The organism is Streptacidiphilus sp. MAP5-3 (genome assembly GCF_041262505.1).
Lineage (GTDB): Bacteria > Actinomycetota > Actinomycetes > Streptomycetales > Streptomycetaceae > Streptacidiphilus.
In genome coordinates, this window is the sequence record NZ_JBGCCL010000025.1 from 50,799 (window position 1) to 65,752 (window position 14,954).

A 14,954-nucleotide genomic window follows, 5' to 3' on the forward strand; every position below is an offset into this window, starting at 1 on the left:
CTCACCTCGCACCGAGATCGCACCGTGATCGCGGCGTGCTCCCGCGCCCGGACGGGAGGGCCGATGGATCTGGCACTGGGCACCACGGACGCGGTTCCGCTGCTCTCGCTGTCGCTCGGGTTGATCCTGGTGCTGGTCGCCGGTCTGGCAGTACGTCAACTGCTGTGCGGTGCACGGGAACGGGCCGCTGAGCTGGAGCGCAGGGAGCAGCGCAGCGCCGAGCGGGAGGTCCGGCTCGACGCCGAGCAGCGCCGCCTGCACGAGCGTGAGCGGGAGGCGGCCCAGGCCGCGGTCGAACTGGCGGTCCGTGCCGAGGAGCTGGGCGCGGAGCGACGCCGGACGTTGGAGCGCACCGCCGGGCTCAGCGTGGCGGAGGCTCGTGCCGAGCTGATCCACACGATCGAGCAGCAGGCCAAGCGCGAGGCCGTGCTGACGGTCCGTGAGATCGAGCGTCAGGCGCGCGCCGAGGGGGAGGCCCGGGCTAGGGAGATCGTCGCCTCGGCGGTGCAGCGTGTCGCGGCGCGCCAGACGGCGGATTCGGTGGCGACCACTCTCCAGTTGCCGAACGAGGAGATGAAGGGCCGGATCATCGGCCGTGAAGGCCGCAACATCCGCTCCTTCGAGGCGGTGACCGGCGTCAATCTGGTGATCGACGACACCCCGGAGTCGGTGCTGCTCTCCTGCTTCGACCCGGTGCGACGCGAGGTGGCCCGGCTGACGATGGAGGAGCTGATCGCCGACGGCCGGATCCACCCGCAGCGGATCGAGGACGCGCACGAGCGCAACCAGCTGCAGGTGGAGCGGCTCTGCGCGGTCGCCGCACAGGACGCCGTCACCGAGGTGGGCGTGGACGAGCTCCACCCCGAACTGCTGCGCCTGCTGGGGCGGTTGCGCTACCGGACCTCCTACGGTCAGAACGTGCTGGGCCACCTGGTCGAGTCCGCGCACATCGCCGGGATGATGGCGGCGGAGCTGCAGGTCGACCCGGCCCTGGTCAAGCGCTGCACGCTGCTGCACGACATAGGGAAGGCAGTCACCGTCGCACAGCCGCCGGGCGGCACTGTCGGCAGCGTGGGCGGCGTCGGCGGGGCAGCTGTGACCGAGGGCAGCCACGCCATGATCGGCGCCGAACTCGTGCGTCGTTACGGGGAGTCGGAAGAGGTGGTGCACGCCGTCGCGGCGCACCACAACGAGGTCGACCCGCAGACGATCGAGGCGGTGCTGACCCAGGCCGCGGACGCCTGCTCCGGGGGCCGTCCGGGCGCGCGGCGCGAGTCGGTGGAGCTGCACGCACGCCGGATGGAGAAACTGGAGCAGATCGCCCGCCGCCACGAGGGTGTGACCAAGGTCTACGCGATGCAGGCCGGGCGCGAGGTGCGGGTGATGGTCCTCCCGGAGACGGTGGACGACATTCAGGCGCAGGTCATCGCCAAGGATGTGGCCCGCGAGATCGAGGCGGAGCTGACCTACCCGGGCCAGATCCGGATCACGGTGATCCGTGAGAGCAGGGCCACCAGCTTCGCGCGGTGACCGGCGTGATCTCCGCGCGGTGACCGGTATGACCGCCCGCAGCTGAGCCCCGCCCCGTCCGCGCGCCGGGTGGTGGTGCGTCAGGCCAGGTCGCTCGGGTCGGTGTTGGCGCCGCAGAGGACAACGGCGATCTTCTCGCCGCAGGCGGGGGTGTGCACGCCACTGGTGAGTGCCGCCAGCGCAGCCGCGGCGGCGTGCTCGACCGCAAGCCGGTGGGCGGACCAGAGCGATCGTCGCGCGGCGACGATGTCGGCGTCGCTGACCAGGACGCTCGACACATAGGGCCGGGTGGCGAGCTCGAAGGCCGTCCGGGAGACCCGGCGTGCGCCGAGCGCGTCTGCGGCGACGGAGTCGACGGTGACGTCGACCGGGCCGCCGGCCTCGACCGACGCGTTGAGGGCCCGGCAGTTCTCCGGCTCGACCGCGAGGACGCGCATCCCGCGGTCGGCCGCCGCGGCAGCAGCAGCGGCGGTTCCGGCGAAGAGGCCGCCTCCGCCGACGGAGACGACGACGGTGTCGACATCGGGGACGGCCGCGAGAAGTTCCCGGGTCAGCGTGCCCGCGCCCGCCGCGATCAGCGGGTTGTCGTAGGCGTGGGAGAGCAGTGCGCCCGTCTTCTCGGCGTGCTCGACCGACGCGGCCAGCGACTCGGCGTACTCGGTGCCGACCTGACGCACCTCCGCGCCGTACTCGTGCAGCTTGGCGACCTTGACCGCAGGCGCGGTGACCGGCACGAAGACGGTCGCCCGGGTCCCGGTGGCCCGCGCCGCCCAGGCGCAGGCCAGGCCCGCGTTGCCGCCGGAGGCGATGGTGATGCCCGCCTCCGGCATGGTGCCCGCGTCACGGTGGAAGGCGGCGAGGTTGGCCGCGCCACGGGCCTTGAAGGTGCCGGTGTACTGCAGGAACTCCAGCGCCAGCAACACCGTCGCGTCGGAGCCGGGTGGGCAGAAGGCGCCGGGCGTCGCCTCGGCCAGCGCGAGCGGGCGCACCTGCCCGGCGATGCGCTCCGCTGCCGCGTCGATGTCGGCGGGTCCGATCAGGGCGGTGGGAGTGCTGGTCACCCCCGGCACGCTACACGTCGGCATGCGGCACGTCCCGCGCTCACGCATCCGCCTGTTACGCGTCCGCCGGTCCGGCGTCCGCCAGTTCAGCGTCCGCCGGTCCGGCGCCCGCCGGTTGCGGGCTCGGGGCGATCACCGGGAGTCCGGCGGCGGCCCAGGCCTGGAAGCCGCCGACCAGGTCGGTGGCGCGGTGCAGACCGAGCGCGTGCAGGGAGCGGGCGGCGAGGGACGAGGCGTAGCCCTCGTTGCAGACCACGACGACCAGACGGTCGTGATCATGCCGCACCTCCGGTGCGCGGTAGGCGCAGAGGGGGTCGAGTCGCCATTCGAGCTCGTTGCGTTCGACGACGAGCGCGCCCGGGATCAGGCCGTCCCGGTCCCGCAGGGCGGCGTAGCGGATGTCGACGAGCAGCGCGTCCTGCTGCGCTGCGGCATCGGCGGCCTGATGCGGGGTCAGACGGTGGAGATGGTCCCGTTCCTGCTCCAGGAGGGCGTCGATGCCCAGGGGTGCGTCCGGCGTGCTCACCAGTCCGTCCTCCCCTCGACCCGGGCCAGTCGCAGGACGTCGCCTGCCCGAGCGTAGCGGCGCAGCTCAGGCAGCGGCGGGTAGTAGCAGTGCACCGAGACGGCGTGCCGGTCGGTGGCGGGGTTGATCACCTGGTGGACGTGGTGGGGGCCGAAGGAGCGCCCGGCCCCGGGGCCCAGGGTGCGCTGTCGGTCGACGCCGTCCTCCAGCTCCAGGCTGCGCCAGCCGACGGTCGGCAGCGGCATCACCAGGGAGAGTTCACTGAGTCGGCCGCTGGCGGTGACGAAGGCCCCGCTCGAGCCGCCGTGGTCGTGCCAACCGGTCTCGGACCCCGGTGGCCAGCCGATGACCCACGCCTCGCTGCCGCCCGGTCCGTCCAGGCGGACCCAGGTCCGCTCGGTCGGATGGAGCGTCAGGCGGGCGGTGACGGCCGGATCGGCGGCGGCCGTCCGCGCGAAGGCGAGCAGGTCGGTGAGGGTCGGGAGCGTCGCGGGCGGGGATGCAGGTGGTGACACGGGTGGTGATACGGGCGGTGATACGGGCGCGAGGGAGTCGTGCATGTGGCGTCCTCGAAGGCGTCAGTGGTGAACGAACCGGTCAACGGGCCAGTGGGCACAGCGAAGCAGAGCCGTTGCGCTGCCGGACCTGCCGGACATGCCGGACATGCTGGACGTGCCGGACCTGCCGGACGTGCGGACGGACGTGAGGGAACGCACAGCAACGCGAAGTGACGACAGCACGTCGTCCGTGCGTTCAGCGAAACATCAGGCCATGTCGCGGCACGCGGGGTGCGCGGGGCTCTGTGAAGGGCCGTCCATGACGACGGTGGGAGAGGGGGAGCGTGCTTCTCCGGCCGGGCGTCAGGTCAGCCCGGGATACAGGACAGGCGGGGGCACCGGACGTCGTCCGGTCGTGCGCTGCGGACAGCCCACCCGCTCATGATCCTCATGTCGCGAGTAGAGCACGGGGCTGAGCGACGGTCAAGGACGACCCGCGCTCAGTCGCTCACGCGCAGGAGCGCGCGCGGCTCCACCCGCGCCACCGGAGCCGCCCTGGTCACCGGACTCACCCGCGTCGTCGGCGTCCGCCGTGCCCCCGTGCGGGGCGGGGAGGTCGGCCGGGCCGCTGCGGGCGCGGTCGGCCAGGTCGTAGAGCTCCTCGGGACGGCAGCCGTGCAGGGCGGCAACCAGGTGGCCGTCCGGACGGATCAGCAGCACGGTGTGCGGAGCGGCGCCCGGATAGGCCTCGGTGACCAGCAGTTCGGCCGGCAGCGGCAGGGCTTCGGTCGCCTCGGTCAGCTGCGGCATCAGACCTGCGCCGAGCCAGTGCTCGCTGGCCCACACCCCCGTACCGGGGGCCACCAGCACCACCAGGAAGCCGCGTCCGAGCCGCGCCCGCAGCCGGTCCTTGGCGCCGTCGGCGGTGACCACCGTGAAGTCGGGGACCAGCACGCCAGGGCTGGTCGGGGCGAGCGCGGGCGTCAGCGCGGGACGGGAGCGCTGCGGGTAGGCGGGCGCGCCGCCGAGCCGACCGGTGCCGAGGGTGCCGTCGGAGAGCAGCGGCGCGTTGCGGCGCAGCGAGCCGGACAGGAGGCTGCGTCGCGCTTCGAGCAGCGGCGTGCTCGGCTGGAGCAGCGGCATGGCCTGGTCGACCGCGCGGAGCCGGGCGATCACCGCCCCGCGCCGCTCCTGCTGGTAGCTGGTGAGCAACTCCTCGGGCGCGCAGCCGTGCCAGACCAGGCCCAGCTTCCACGCGAGGTTGTCGGCGTCGCGCAGCCCCTCGTCGAGATTCTGCATGCCCAGCGCGCCCAGCACATGGGCGGCGTCTCCGGCCAGGAAGACCCGGCCGACCTGGAAGCGGGTCGACAGGCGCTGCTGGACCACGTAGTCGGCGGTGGAGATCAGTTCGTAGGACGGCACGGCGCCGCCGTTCCAGGCCGAGAGGCTGGCGCGCAGCTGCTCGATCAGCTGGTCGGGGGTGAGCGCGGGGGCGCGGGTCGGCAGCCGCCAGTCGAGCCGCCACACCCCGTCGGGGAGGGGGCGCGCGGTCACCTCGCGTGCTCCCGGCCCACCCGGGCCGCGCGGGGGATCGCGGTGCAGCTGCGCCTCGCCCGGGAACGGAAGGTCGGCGCGGACGGTGGCCAGCGCGTAGTGGTCGGCGGCGGCCCTGCCGGGGAAGCGCAGTCCGAGCCGCTTGCGGACCGTCGAGCGGGGGCCGTCGCAGCCGACCAGGTGGCTGCCGCGCAGCCAGGTCTGCTCGGTGTGGACGCTGACCGAGTCCGCGTCGTGTTCCAGCTCCAACACGGCGGACTCGGTGATCAGTTGCACCAGTGGGGTGGCCGAGACGGCGTCGCGCAGGCCGCGCAGCAGCCGGTGGTGCGCCAGGTGCAGCACGTCGTCCTGCTGCAACGGGACGGTCAGCAGTTCGCGGTTGCGGCGCAGCGTCCGCCAGGCGGTCCAGCCCCGCCCGTCCGCGACCACCCGCGTGTACCCGATCCGTTGCAGGAAGCCGACCGTGTCGGCCCGCAGCACCGTCGACCTGGACCCCTCCGGACAGACCCCGCTGCCCTCGTCGACGACGATGCTCGGCACCTGGTGCCGGGCGAGGGCGAGCGCCATCGCGAGGCCGACAGGACCGGCACCGGCGATGATCACAGGGTCGGATCCGGAATGGGCGGGGCCAGTCATAGAAGGAAATGCACCAGATCAGCTGCTACCCCGTCAAGCAGCGTCGGGCGTACGCCGGTTCACTTCACACGCATGCGCGATGATGTTCGATTCCTGGGCCCGTCCGCCGACCCGCCGCGGCGGCCCTCACCAGCACTCGGCGGCACCGCTCAGCGGCCCCCTCGGCGGCCGGCTCGGCGGCACGGCTCAGCGACGCAGCAGGCGGGAGACGAAGTCGCGGGCGCGGGAGGTGCGCGGGGCTGAGAAGAACTCGGCCGGGGGAGCGGACTCGACGATGCGTCCGGCGTTCATGAAGAGGACCCGGTCGGCGGTGTCGTGGGCGAGGTCCGGCTCCTCGGTGACGATCAGCAGGGCCAGCCCGTCGTCCGCCAGTTCGCGGGTGAGCTCCCTGGTCAGGTCGTGCAGGGCCGGGGTCGGCTCGTCGACCAGCAGCACCTTGGGGTCGAGGGCCAGAGCCCGGGCCAGCGCGACGCGGGTGCGGCAGCTCTCGCTCAGCCCGGCCCGGACCAGCGGGGCGGCGCCGGCGGCCCCCACCCGGTCCAACTCGGCGAGGGCGCGGCGCTCCGCCTCCTGCGGGGTGACGCCGCGGGCGCGGACCTGGGCCCGGGTCAGCTCGCCCAGCACGGTGCGACGAAGCGCCGGAGGGCAGCGCGGCAGGAGGCGCGGGCCGCGCTCCCACGGGTCGGGGAAGGGAACCAGTCCGATGTCCGCCTGGACCGCGCGGAGCGCACTCCCACGTGCGGGCAGCGGCGTGCCGTCCAGCAGGATCACCCCGGAGTCGATGGGCTCGGTCCCGTGGATGGCCCGGCACAGCGTGGTCTTCCCGGCGCCCGGCGGGCCGACCAGCGCGACCACCTCGCCCGGCTGGAGATCCAGGTCGACCGCGTCCAGCGCCTGGACGATGCCGTGGCGCTTGCTGACGCCTCGCACGCTCAGCAGCCCGGACTGCTGCGCCGCGGCGGGGGCCATCGTCGACCGACTCCTTCTTCGCTGGTCCAGGTGGCGCAGTCGAGCGGTGAGCCGTGCTGCGAGGGTGGCGTCGGCGGGTGTCCGGCTCGTCCGGGTACGGACCGACAGGTCGACTCTACGGTGGGCGGAGGACCGCCAGTGCACATCTGAGGGGGATTTGAGGATCTTGGACCCACCCTGACCTGGTCCCGCCCCGGCTCGACCCCCGCGCCGACCCGGTCCCGACCCCGCGCCGACCCGGTCCGGTCCGGCCCCATGCCGACCCCGGTCCGGCCCCGGTCCTCGCCTCGGTGCGGCTCCGGCCGCCGGTCCGGCGTGATCATCGCAGCTCGGTAACGGTCTCCGCGCGTCCGCCTCTGCCCCTTGACCCGAGGCCGTCATCTGGGAGTGGATGCGTCACACGAGACGTGAACGAGAAATGGACCACAATCGGAATCCGGAGGATTGACCCGATGCGCCTGCTCCTCGTCGAGGACGACGAGCACGTGGCCGCCGCACTGGTCACGGTGCTCGGCAAGCACGGTTTTGAAGTGCGCCATGCCCGTTCGGGCAACGAGGCGCTGGACGCGCTGGTGCCGGACGGTCGTCCGCCGTTCCGGGTGGTGCTGCTGGACCTCGGGCTGCCCGACCGCGACGGCTTCGAGGTCTGCGACCAGATCCGGCGGCGCTGCGGCATCCCGGTGATCATGGTCACCGCCCGGTCCGAGGTCAGGGACCGGATCCACGGCCTCAACATCGGTGCCGACGACTACATCGTCAAGCCCTACGACATGGGGGAGTTGCTCGCCCGGATCCACGCCGTGGCGCGGCGCGACAGCGCCGCCCGTCCGGCGTCCGCAACGCCGCAGTCCCCGGCCGAGGACCCGATCGCGATGCTTCGCCGGGCCTTCGGCCTGGAGCTGGACCAGGCCGCACGGCGCGCGGTGGTGCGCGGCGAGGACGTCGCGCTCACGCGCAAGGAGTACGAGCTGCTGACGCTGCTCGCGCAGAGCCCCGGTGTCGTCTTCCGGCGTGAGCAGATCATCAGCGAGGTGTGGCACAGCAGTTGGGACGGGACCGCCAGGTCGCTGGAGGTCCATGTCGCGTCGCTGCGGCGCAAGCTCGGCCTGCCCGGGCTGATCGAGACGGTGCGCGGCATCGGCTACAAGCTGGCCGTGCCCACGCACCTCGTCCGCGACTGAGGCGGCAGCCGCTCCATGCGTACCCGTCTGCTCGGCATCCTGCTCGCCCTGCTCGTCGCGGTGCTGGCCGCCCTCGGCGTGCCGCTCGCGGTGAGCGAGGCGCAGGGCGAGCAGCAACTGGTGGTGGTCGACCGGATCGACGACGCCGCCCGCTTCGCCGCGCTGGCCCAGAACCCCTTCGGCCAGGCCGGAACCCCGACCGCCGAGGAGCAGCAGCGCGAACTCGACTCCGAGCTGCGCCGCTACCACGACGTCTACGGCGTCGCGGCCGGGGTCTTCGACCTCAACGGGCGTGCCGTGCACGCCTATCCGACCACCTGGCAGAACGCCGCGACCGGCCTCTCCGCCGACCCGTTCCGCGAGGCGCTGGACGGCCGCCGCAGCCACGACCCGGCCCAGGCGTGGCCCTGGGAGGGCGCCGGCGCCCAACTGGTCATCGCCTCACCGGTGGTCTGGGACGGCGACGTGGTGGCGGTGATCGTCACCGAGTCGCCGACGGACGCGCTGCGGGCGCGGATCCTCACCGGCTGGCTCTGGCTGATCGGCGGCGAGGCGCTGGCCATCCTCTTCGCGGTCGGCGCGGCCGTCGCGCTGACCCGTTGGGTGCTGCGACCGGTCCACGACCTGGACACGGTCACCCACGACATCGCCACGGGGCGTCTCGCCTCCCGCGTCGCGCCCGCCGGAGGGCCGCCCGAACTGCGGCGGCTGGCGCGGGCGTTCAACGAGATGGCGGACCACGTCGAGGAGGTGCTCGACCAGCAGCGGGCCTTCGTCGCGGACGCCTCGCACCAACTGCGCAATCCGCTGGCCGCGCTGATGCTCCGGGTCGAGGCGCTCGGCATGGAACTGCCCGAGGGCCACGAGGCCGAGCTGACCGGGGTCCGCGTCGAGGGCCGCCGACTGGCCCAGGTGCTGGACGACCTGCTGGGCCTGGCCCGCGCCGAGAACGCGGGCCCGGTCGTCGCACCGACGGACGTCTGCGCCCTGGTGGCCGAGCGCGTGGGAGGCTGGCACGCGCTGGCGCACGAGCGCGGCGTGCGCCTGGAGTGGACGCCCCCGCCCGCGCCGCTTGCCGCGCTGGCCGATCCGGTCGGTCTGGGCAGCGCGCTGGACGCGGTGCTGGACAACGCGCTCAAGTTCACGCCGCGGGGCGAGGCGGTCCGGGTCCGGGTCACGGCGCTCGACGGGGCCGGGACGGCCGCTGCCGGCAGACCGGACGGCGTGGTGGTGCGCGTCAGCGACTCCGGGCCGGGCCTGGACGAGGAGGAGCTCGCCCGGATCGGCGACCGGTTCTGGCGCAGCCCACGGCACCAGAACGTCGACGGCTCCGGCCTCGGCCTCTCGATCGCCCGCGCCCTGCTGGCCGCCAACGGCGGTGCATTGGGCTTCGAGCCGCACCACCCGCGCGGCCTGACGGTCACGTTGACCCTCCCGGGCGCGGAGGCCGGTCCTGGTCCCGGCCCCGGTCCCGGCCACTGACCGCCGATCACCGGTCGCCGATCACGTCAGGAGCATTGACCGCGCCATCAAGCACTGACACATTGACCGCTGAGAAAGATCGCTGGGAACGTGCCTCGCCGCCCCGTACGAGGAGGGTCATGATCCAAGGCGCCCGGGAGCATCGCGTCGTCACCGACGACGGCGTGGAGCTGGCCGTCGTCGAGGCGGGTGATCCGGTCCGACCGACTCTCTGGTTCCTGCACGGGTTCCCCGACTGCCGTGAGGTCTGGGAACCGGTCATGGCGTGGCTCGCCGCCGACTACCACGTCGTCGCCTACGACGCCCGGGGCGCCGGTCGCTCCTCCGCGCCGCCGCCGAGACGCCGTCACTACGCGCTCGCGCGGCTGGAGGAGGACTTCCTGACCGTCCTCGACGAACTCGCCCCCTACGGACCGGTCCACCTGATCGGCCACGGCTGGGGTTCGGCGCAGGGCTGGGAGTTCGCCACCTCGCCCCGGCTCCAGGGCGGATTGGCCTCCTTCACCAGCATCTCCGGCCCCTGCCTGGACCACGCCGCGCTCTGGGCCCGCGACCGGCTGCGGCACCCCACGCCCGCCAACCTGTGGGCCCTCGCCGAACAGGGCGCCTGGCTCTACCGCGCGAACCTGTACTCCCGGGCGCCGGAGCCCCTGGAGGACCGCGTCGCGCACGTCCCGGTGCAGGTGGTCCTGCCCGAACACGACCCGTACCTCTCCTCGCGGCTCTACCAGGACATCGATCGGTGGACCCCGGTGCTGCACCGCCGCACGGTCGACGCGGTCGGGCCGGGCGACCGGCTGCCGCTCACCCGGCCCGGACAGGTCGCCGGATGGGTCGCCGAATTCGTCGACCAGGTCCGGGTGGGTAGCATCCCGTCGGTCAAGCGCGTAGATCACGTGAAGGAAGCGCGCGCGAGCTGAGCTCGGCTCACCACCGGAGAGAGGCTGCGGGCACTGTGGAGGAAGACGCCATCGACACCATGGACGCCATGGGCAAGGCGCCCCGGTCGCGCGACGAGTACCTGATCGACGACCTGGCCCAGGCGGCCGGCACCACGGTGCGCAACGTCCGGGCCTACCAGGACCGCGGCCTGCTGCCCCGCGCCGACCGACGCGGCCGGGCGAACGTCTACGACGCCTCTCACCTGGAGCGGCTGCAGCTGATCGCCGGGCTGCTCGACCGCGGCCACACCCTGGCCGGGATCAAGGAACTCCTCGATGCCTGGGAGGACGGCAGTGGCCTCGGGGGCGTGCTCGGCCTGGTGGCGGAGGTGACCGCGCCCTGGACCGACGAGAAGCCCGGCCGGATCACCCGCGCCGAGCTGTGCGCCCGCTTCGGCGGCGTCGAGGACCCGGAGGCGATAGCCGCCGCCCTCCGCCTGGGCGTGCTGGTTCCGGAGCAGGACGCGGAGCAGGGGGCGCAGCAGGGCGCGGATCCGGCCGCTGAAGTCGGTCACGACGATGCTGTGGAGGGGTGTCCGGCCGAGGCCTACCGCGTGCCCAGCCCGGCCGAGCTGGAGGTCGCGGCCCAGCTGTACGACCTCGGCGTGCCGCTCGCCGCGAGCGTCGCGCACCTGGAGGAGCTGCGCCGCGACATCGGCCATCTCGCCCGCCGCTTCGTCCAGTTCAGCGCGGTCGAGGTCTTCTCCCGCTACGTCGGGGCGACCCCGCTCACCGACGCGGACGCGGCCCGTGCCGCCGAGGCCGTCCGCCGCCTGCGCCCGCTCGCCCAGGCCGCGGTCGACGCCGAACTGGCGCGCGCGATGCGCACCGAGGCGACCGTCCTGCTGGAGGCCTCCGTCAACTTCCTGCCCTCCGGCCTTGGCGAGGCCCTCGCCAAGGAACTGTGACGGCATTCCGCTCAGCGCTCAGGGCCTGACCGAGACACTCAGGGCCTGACCCAGACGCTCAGGGCTTGACCGAGACGTAGTACCGGCGGGCGCCGTCGGCCAGCGGCAGCGGGTCGGTGTAGATGGCCGAGCGGATGTCCACCAGCTGGGCGGCGTGGACCTGTTGGCCGATGCTGTCGCGGCTGTTCATGATCACTTCGGTGATTCGTTCCACCAGCGCGTCGGGCACGTCGGCCCGGGTGACCATCAGGTTGGCCACCGCCAGGGTGGAGACCGGGGTGTCCGGCAGGCTGCCCGGATAGGCCGAGGTCGGGATGGTCGAGGTGCGGTAGATCTGGATGTCGTCCGTGCCCCCGTCCTGCTTCTGCGCGAGCGCGTCCATCTGGGCGGCCAGGCCGCCCAGCGGCACCAGGCGGACGTGGTCCCGCCGCATCAGGTCGGTGACGCCGCCGGTCGGCAGACCGCCGGACCAGAAGAACGCGTCGATCCGGTGCTGCTCCAGCGCGGCGGGCGCGTCCTCGATACCGAGCGGCACGGAGGTCAGGTCGCGTCCCGGCGTGAGTCCGGATACCGCGAGGATCCGGCGGGCGATCAACTCGACGCCGCTGTCCGCCTGACCGGTCCCGACCCGGTGACCGCGCAGGTCGGCCACCCGGTGGATCGGCGAGTCTGTCGGGACGACCAACTGCACGTAGTCGTCGTAGAGTTCGCCCAGCGCGCGCAGCTGCGACTTGCCGGGGCCCGAGTAGTTCGACACCGCGTCGGCCGTGGCGATGCCGAAGTCGTCCTGGCCGGAGATGATCCGGGAGAGGTTCTCCGGCCCGCCCGCGGTCGGGTCCAGCTTCAGGTCGACACCGGGCAGTTCCTTGTGGACGGCGGAGTCGAGCAGCGTGCCGTAGAGGGCGTAGACGCCGGACTGCGTACCCGTCGCCATCCGGTAGGTGCCGGTCGGATACCCGGGCCCGCCACTGGCCCCCAGCCACAGCCCGAGGCCGACCGCGCAGACGACCACCACGGCCAGCGGGAGGCGCAGTCGGCGCAGCAGGGTCAGGGACATGCCGGGATCCTGCCAGCCACGAGCCCCCGGGCCAAGGGCCTGTTCGCGCTTCGGACGCGTGCCGAGTGCGGACCGGACGCGCGCCGAACGCCGACCGAGCGCGGATCCCGCCCGGATCTGGCGGGTTTCCACTGCCCGTACCCTTGGGTGCGTGGGTACCGCAGAAGCTTCCGCTGACACTTCCAAGACGTACGACATCCGCACCTACGGATGCCAGATGAACGTCCACGACTCCGAGCGCCTCTCCGGTCTGCTGGAGGACGCCGGTTACGTCCGGGCCGCCGAGGGCGGCGACGCGGACGTGGTCGTGTTCAACACCTGTGCCGTGCGCGAGAACGCGGACAACCGCCTCTACGGCAACCTGGGCCGGCTCGCCTCGGTGAAGTCCGGGCGTCCGGGCATGCAGATCGCCGTCGGCGGTTGCCTGGCGCAGAAGGACCGGGAGACCATCGTCAAGAAGGCGCCCTGGGTCGACGTCGTCTTCGGTACCCACAACATCGGCCACCTCCCCGCGCTGCTGGAGCGCGCGCGGGTCCAGGAGGAGGCCCAGGTCGAGATCCTGGAGTCGCTGGAGGTCTTCCCCTCCACGCTGCCCACCCGACGCGAGTCCGCCTACGCCGCGTGGGTCTCGATCTCGGTCGGCTGCAACAACACCTGCACCTTCTGCATCGTCCCGGCCCTGCGCGGCAAGGAGAAGGACCGCCGCAGCGGCGAGATCCTGGGCGAGGTCGAGGCGCTGGTGAACGAGGGCGTCGTCGAGGTCACCCTGCTCGGCCAGAACGTGAACGCCTACGGCTCCGACATCGGCGACCGCCAGGCCTTCGGCAAGCTGCTGCGCGCCTGCGGCGAGATCGAGGGCCTGGAGCGGGTCCGTTTCACCTCCCCGCACCCGAAGGACTTCACCGACGACGTCATCGCCGCCATGGCCGAGACGCCGAACGTGATGCACCAGCTGCACATGCCGCTGCAGTCCGGGTCCGACGACGTGCTGCGCGCGATGCGCCGCTCGTACCGGCAGGAGCGCTACCTCGGCATCATCGAGCGGGTGCGGGCCGCCATGCCGGACGCGGCGATCACCACCGACATCATCGTCGGCTTCCCCGGCGAGACCGAGGAGGACTTCGAGCAGACGCTGGAGGTCGTCCGCCAGGCCCGCTTCGCGCAGGCCTTCACCTTCCAGTACTCCAAGCGCCCGGGGACTCCGGCGGCGGAGATGGAGAACCAGGTTCCCAAGGCCGTCGTCCAGGCCCGCTACGAGCGGCTGGTCGAGCTGCAGGAGCAGATCTCCTGGGAGGAGAACAAGAAGCAGGTCGGCCGGACGCTGGAGGTCCTGGTCGCCGAGGGCGAGGGCCGCAAGGACGGGGCCACCGCGCGCCTGTCCGGGCGTGCGCCCGACAACCGGCTGGTGCACTTCGTCCCGAGCTTGCGAGGGACCAACGACCAGCACAGCACGCGTCCCGAGGAGCCGGTCCGTCCCGGCACTGTGCTGTCCGACGCCGGGCTCGCTGTGCGACCCGGCACTGCGCTGTCCGACGCCGGGCTCGCTGTGCGACCCGGCGACGTCGTCACCGTCGAGATCACCTACGCCGCGCCCCACCACCTGTTGGCCGAGGGTCCGGCCCTCGCCGTCCGCCGCACCCGCGCCGGTGACGCGTGGGAGCGCCGCCAGGCGGCTCCCGCGGAGGCGGCGAAGCCCGTCGGCGTGATGCTGGGCCTCCCGACGATCGGCGCTCCCGCGCCGCTCCCGGTGGCGGAGGCCAAGGGCTGCGCCTGCTGACCGCCCGCTGAGAGGGGCGGGGCACCACCTGAGCCCCGTGCCCCTGAGCAGCTGCCTGGTTCCTCGCCTGCAGATACCCGCAGATCCCCGCCCCCGGCCTGTGCAACTTCTGCGGGTAGGGTCTTGAGGCATGTTGGTTGCCGCTGCCGTCTGCCCCTGCCCGCCGTTGCTCGTGCCTGAGGTCGCTGTGGGGGCCGCGCCGGAGCTGGACGGCCTGCGGGCCGCCTGCGACGAGGCACTGACCGCGCTGCTCGCGGCAGCGCCGTCGCGGATCTGGGTGGTGGGGCCGGGCGCCGAGCACCGAATGTTCGATCACGGTGGAGTCGGCGGCTTCCGGAGCTTCGGTGTGGACGTCACGATGGGCCTGGGCGAGGGCGAGGCGTCCGAGACGCTCCCGGCGTCGCTCGCCGTGGGTGCCTGGCTGCTGGAACGGGCCGGTTGGGACGGTCCCGCCTTCGGGCTCGCCGTCCCCGACTATCTGGAGCAGGCGCTCTGCCGCGAGAACGGCCTGGAGCTGGCCCGTTCCGCCGAACGGGTGGGTGTGCTGGTCCTGGGCGAAGGCAGTGCCCGCCGGACCCTCAAGGCCCCCGGCTACCTGGACGAGCGGGCCGAGCCCTTCGACAAGGCCGTCGCCGCGGGGCTGGCCGAGGGCGAACTGCCGTCGCTCGACTCCGAGCTGGCCTTCGAGCTGATGGTGTCCGGGCGTGCGCCCTGGCAGGTGCTGAGCGGTGCGGCGGAGGGCTCTGCCATCTCCGCCGCCCGACTGCTCTTCGACGACGCGCCGTACGGCGTCGGCTACTTCGTCGCTTCCTGGGTCTGAGGTCGCCTCCCGCGC

Annotated in this window: 13 protein-coding genes; 7 read left to right on the forward strand and 6 right to left on the reverse strand. The window is 73.1% G+C overall.

Annotated features, from left to right (window positions below; genetic code table 11):
• The first annotated feature begins 63 nt into the window (after window positions 1-63).
• Window positions 64-1,530, forward strand: coding sequence for a ribonuclease Y (rny, locus tag ABH928_RS28265; protein ID WP_370071444.1), 1,467 nt, complete (start codon window positions 64-66; stop codon window positions 1,528-1,530).
• Window positions 1,531-1,610: 80 nt separating this feature from the next.
• Here rny and ABH928_RS28270 read toward each other — a convergent pair whose 3' ends face one another.
• From ABH928_RS28270 to ABH928_RS28290, 5 genes are all read right to left on the reverse strand, one after another.
• Window positions 1,611-2,615: a serine/threonine dehydratase gene (locus ABH928_RS28270; protein WP_370071445.1), complete on the reverse strand. Its 1,005-nt coding sequence runs from the start codon at window positions 2,613-2,615 to the stop codon at window positions 1,611-1,613.
• A gap of 31 nt (window positions 2,616-2,646) precedes the next feature.
• Window positions 2,647-3,120: a rhodanese-like domain-containing protein gene (locus ABH928_RS28275; protein ID WP_370071489.1), complete on the reverse strand. Its 474-nt coding sequence runs from the start codon at window positions 3,118-3,120 to the stop codon at window positions 2,647-2,649.
• Window positions 3,114-3,677, reverse strand: coding sequence for a cysteine dioxygenase (locus ABH928_RS28280; protein WP_370071446.1), 564 nt, complete (start codon window positions 3,675-3,677; stop codon window positions 3,114-3,116). The genes ABH928_RS28275 and ABH928_RS28280 overlap by 7 nt, the downstream gene beginning before the upstream one ends.
• A 420-nt stretch (window positions 3,678-4,097) precedes the next feature.
• Window positions 4,098-5,804, reverse strand: coding sequence for an FAD-dependent monooxygenase (locus ABH928_RS28285; RefSeq protein ID WP_370071447.1), 1,707 nt, complete (start codon window positions 5,802-5,804; stop codon window positions 4,098-4,100).
• A gap of 186 nt (window positions 5,805-5,990) precedes the next feature.
• On the reverse strand, window positions 5,991-6,773 hold the full coding sequence (locus ABH928_RS28290) for an ATP-binding cassette domain-containing protein (protein WP_370071448.1): 783 nt from the start codon (window positions 6,771-6,773) through the stop codon (window positions 5,991-5,993).
• A gap of 452 nt (window positions 6,774-7,225) precedes the next feature.
• On the opposite strand from ABH928_RS28290, the gene ABH928_RS28295 reads away from it, so the two are divergent.
• From ABH928_RS28295 to ABH928_RS28310, 4 genes are all read left to right on the forward strand, one after another.
• Window positions 7,226-7,954 (forward strand): response regulator transcription factor, encoded by a 729-nt coding sequence (locus tag ABH928_RS28295; protein ID WP_370071449.1) that lies wholly within the window; start codon window positions 7,226-7,228, stop codon window positions 7,952-7,954.
• Window positions 7,955-7,969: 15 nt separating this feature from the next.
• A complete protein-coding gene (locus tag ABH928_RS28300) occupies window positions 7,970-9,436 on the forward strand; it encodes a sensor histidine kinase (RefSeq protein WP_370071450.1) in 1,467 nt (488 codons plus the stop codon).
• Between the two features lie 119 nt (window positions 9,437-9,555).
• Window positions 9,556-10,356 carry an alpha/beta fold hydrolase gene (locus ABH928_RS28305; RefSeq protein WP_370071451.1) on the forward strand — a complete coding sequence of 267 codons (801 nt, stop codon included), beginning with the start codon at window positions 9,556-9,558 and terminating at the stop codon, window positions 10,354-10,356.
• A 68-nt stretch (window positions 10,357-10,424) separates the two neighbouring features.
• Window positions 10,425-11,285, forward strand: coding sequence for a MerR family transcriptional regulator (locus tag ABH928_RS28310; RefSeq protein ID WP_370071490.1), 861 nt, complete (start codon window positions 10,425-10,427; stop codon window positions 11,283-11,285).
• Between the two features lie 58 nt (window positions 11,286-11,343).
• Here ABH928_RS28310 and ABH928_RS28315 read toward each other — a convergent pair whose 3' ends face one another.
• The gene (locus ABH928_RS28315; RefSeq protein ID WP_370071452.1) at window positions 11,344-12,342 is read right to left on the reverse strand and encodes a TAXI family TRAP transporter solute-binding subunit; all 999 of its coding nucleotides are present in this window, start codon (window positions 12,340-12,342) and stop codon (window positions 11,344-11,346) included.
• Between the two features lie 151 nt (window positions 12,343-12,493).
• On the opposite strand from ABH928_RS28315, the gene miaB reads away from it, so the two are divergent.
• Both miaB and ABH928_RS28325 read left to right on the forward strand, forming a co-directional pair.
• Window positions 12,494-14,119 (forward strand): tRNA (N6-isopentenyl adenosine(37)-C2)-methylthiotransferase MiaB, encoded by a 1,626-nt coding sequence (miaB, locus tag ABH928_RS28320; protein ID WP_370071453.1) that lies wholly within the window; start codon window positions 12,494-12,496, stop codon window positions 14,117-14,119.
• A 130-nt stretch (window positions 14,120-14,249) separates the two neighbouring features.
• Window positions 14,250-14,939: a class III extradiol dioxygenase subunit B-like domain-containing protein gene (locus ABH928_RS28325; RefSeq protein ID WP_370071454.1), complete on the forward strand. Its 690-nt coding sequence runs from the start codon at window positions 14,250-14,252 to the stop codon at window positions 14,937-14,939.
• Window positions 14,940-14,954: the final 15 nt, after the last annotated feature.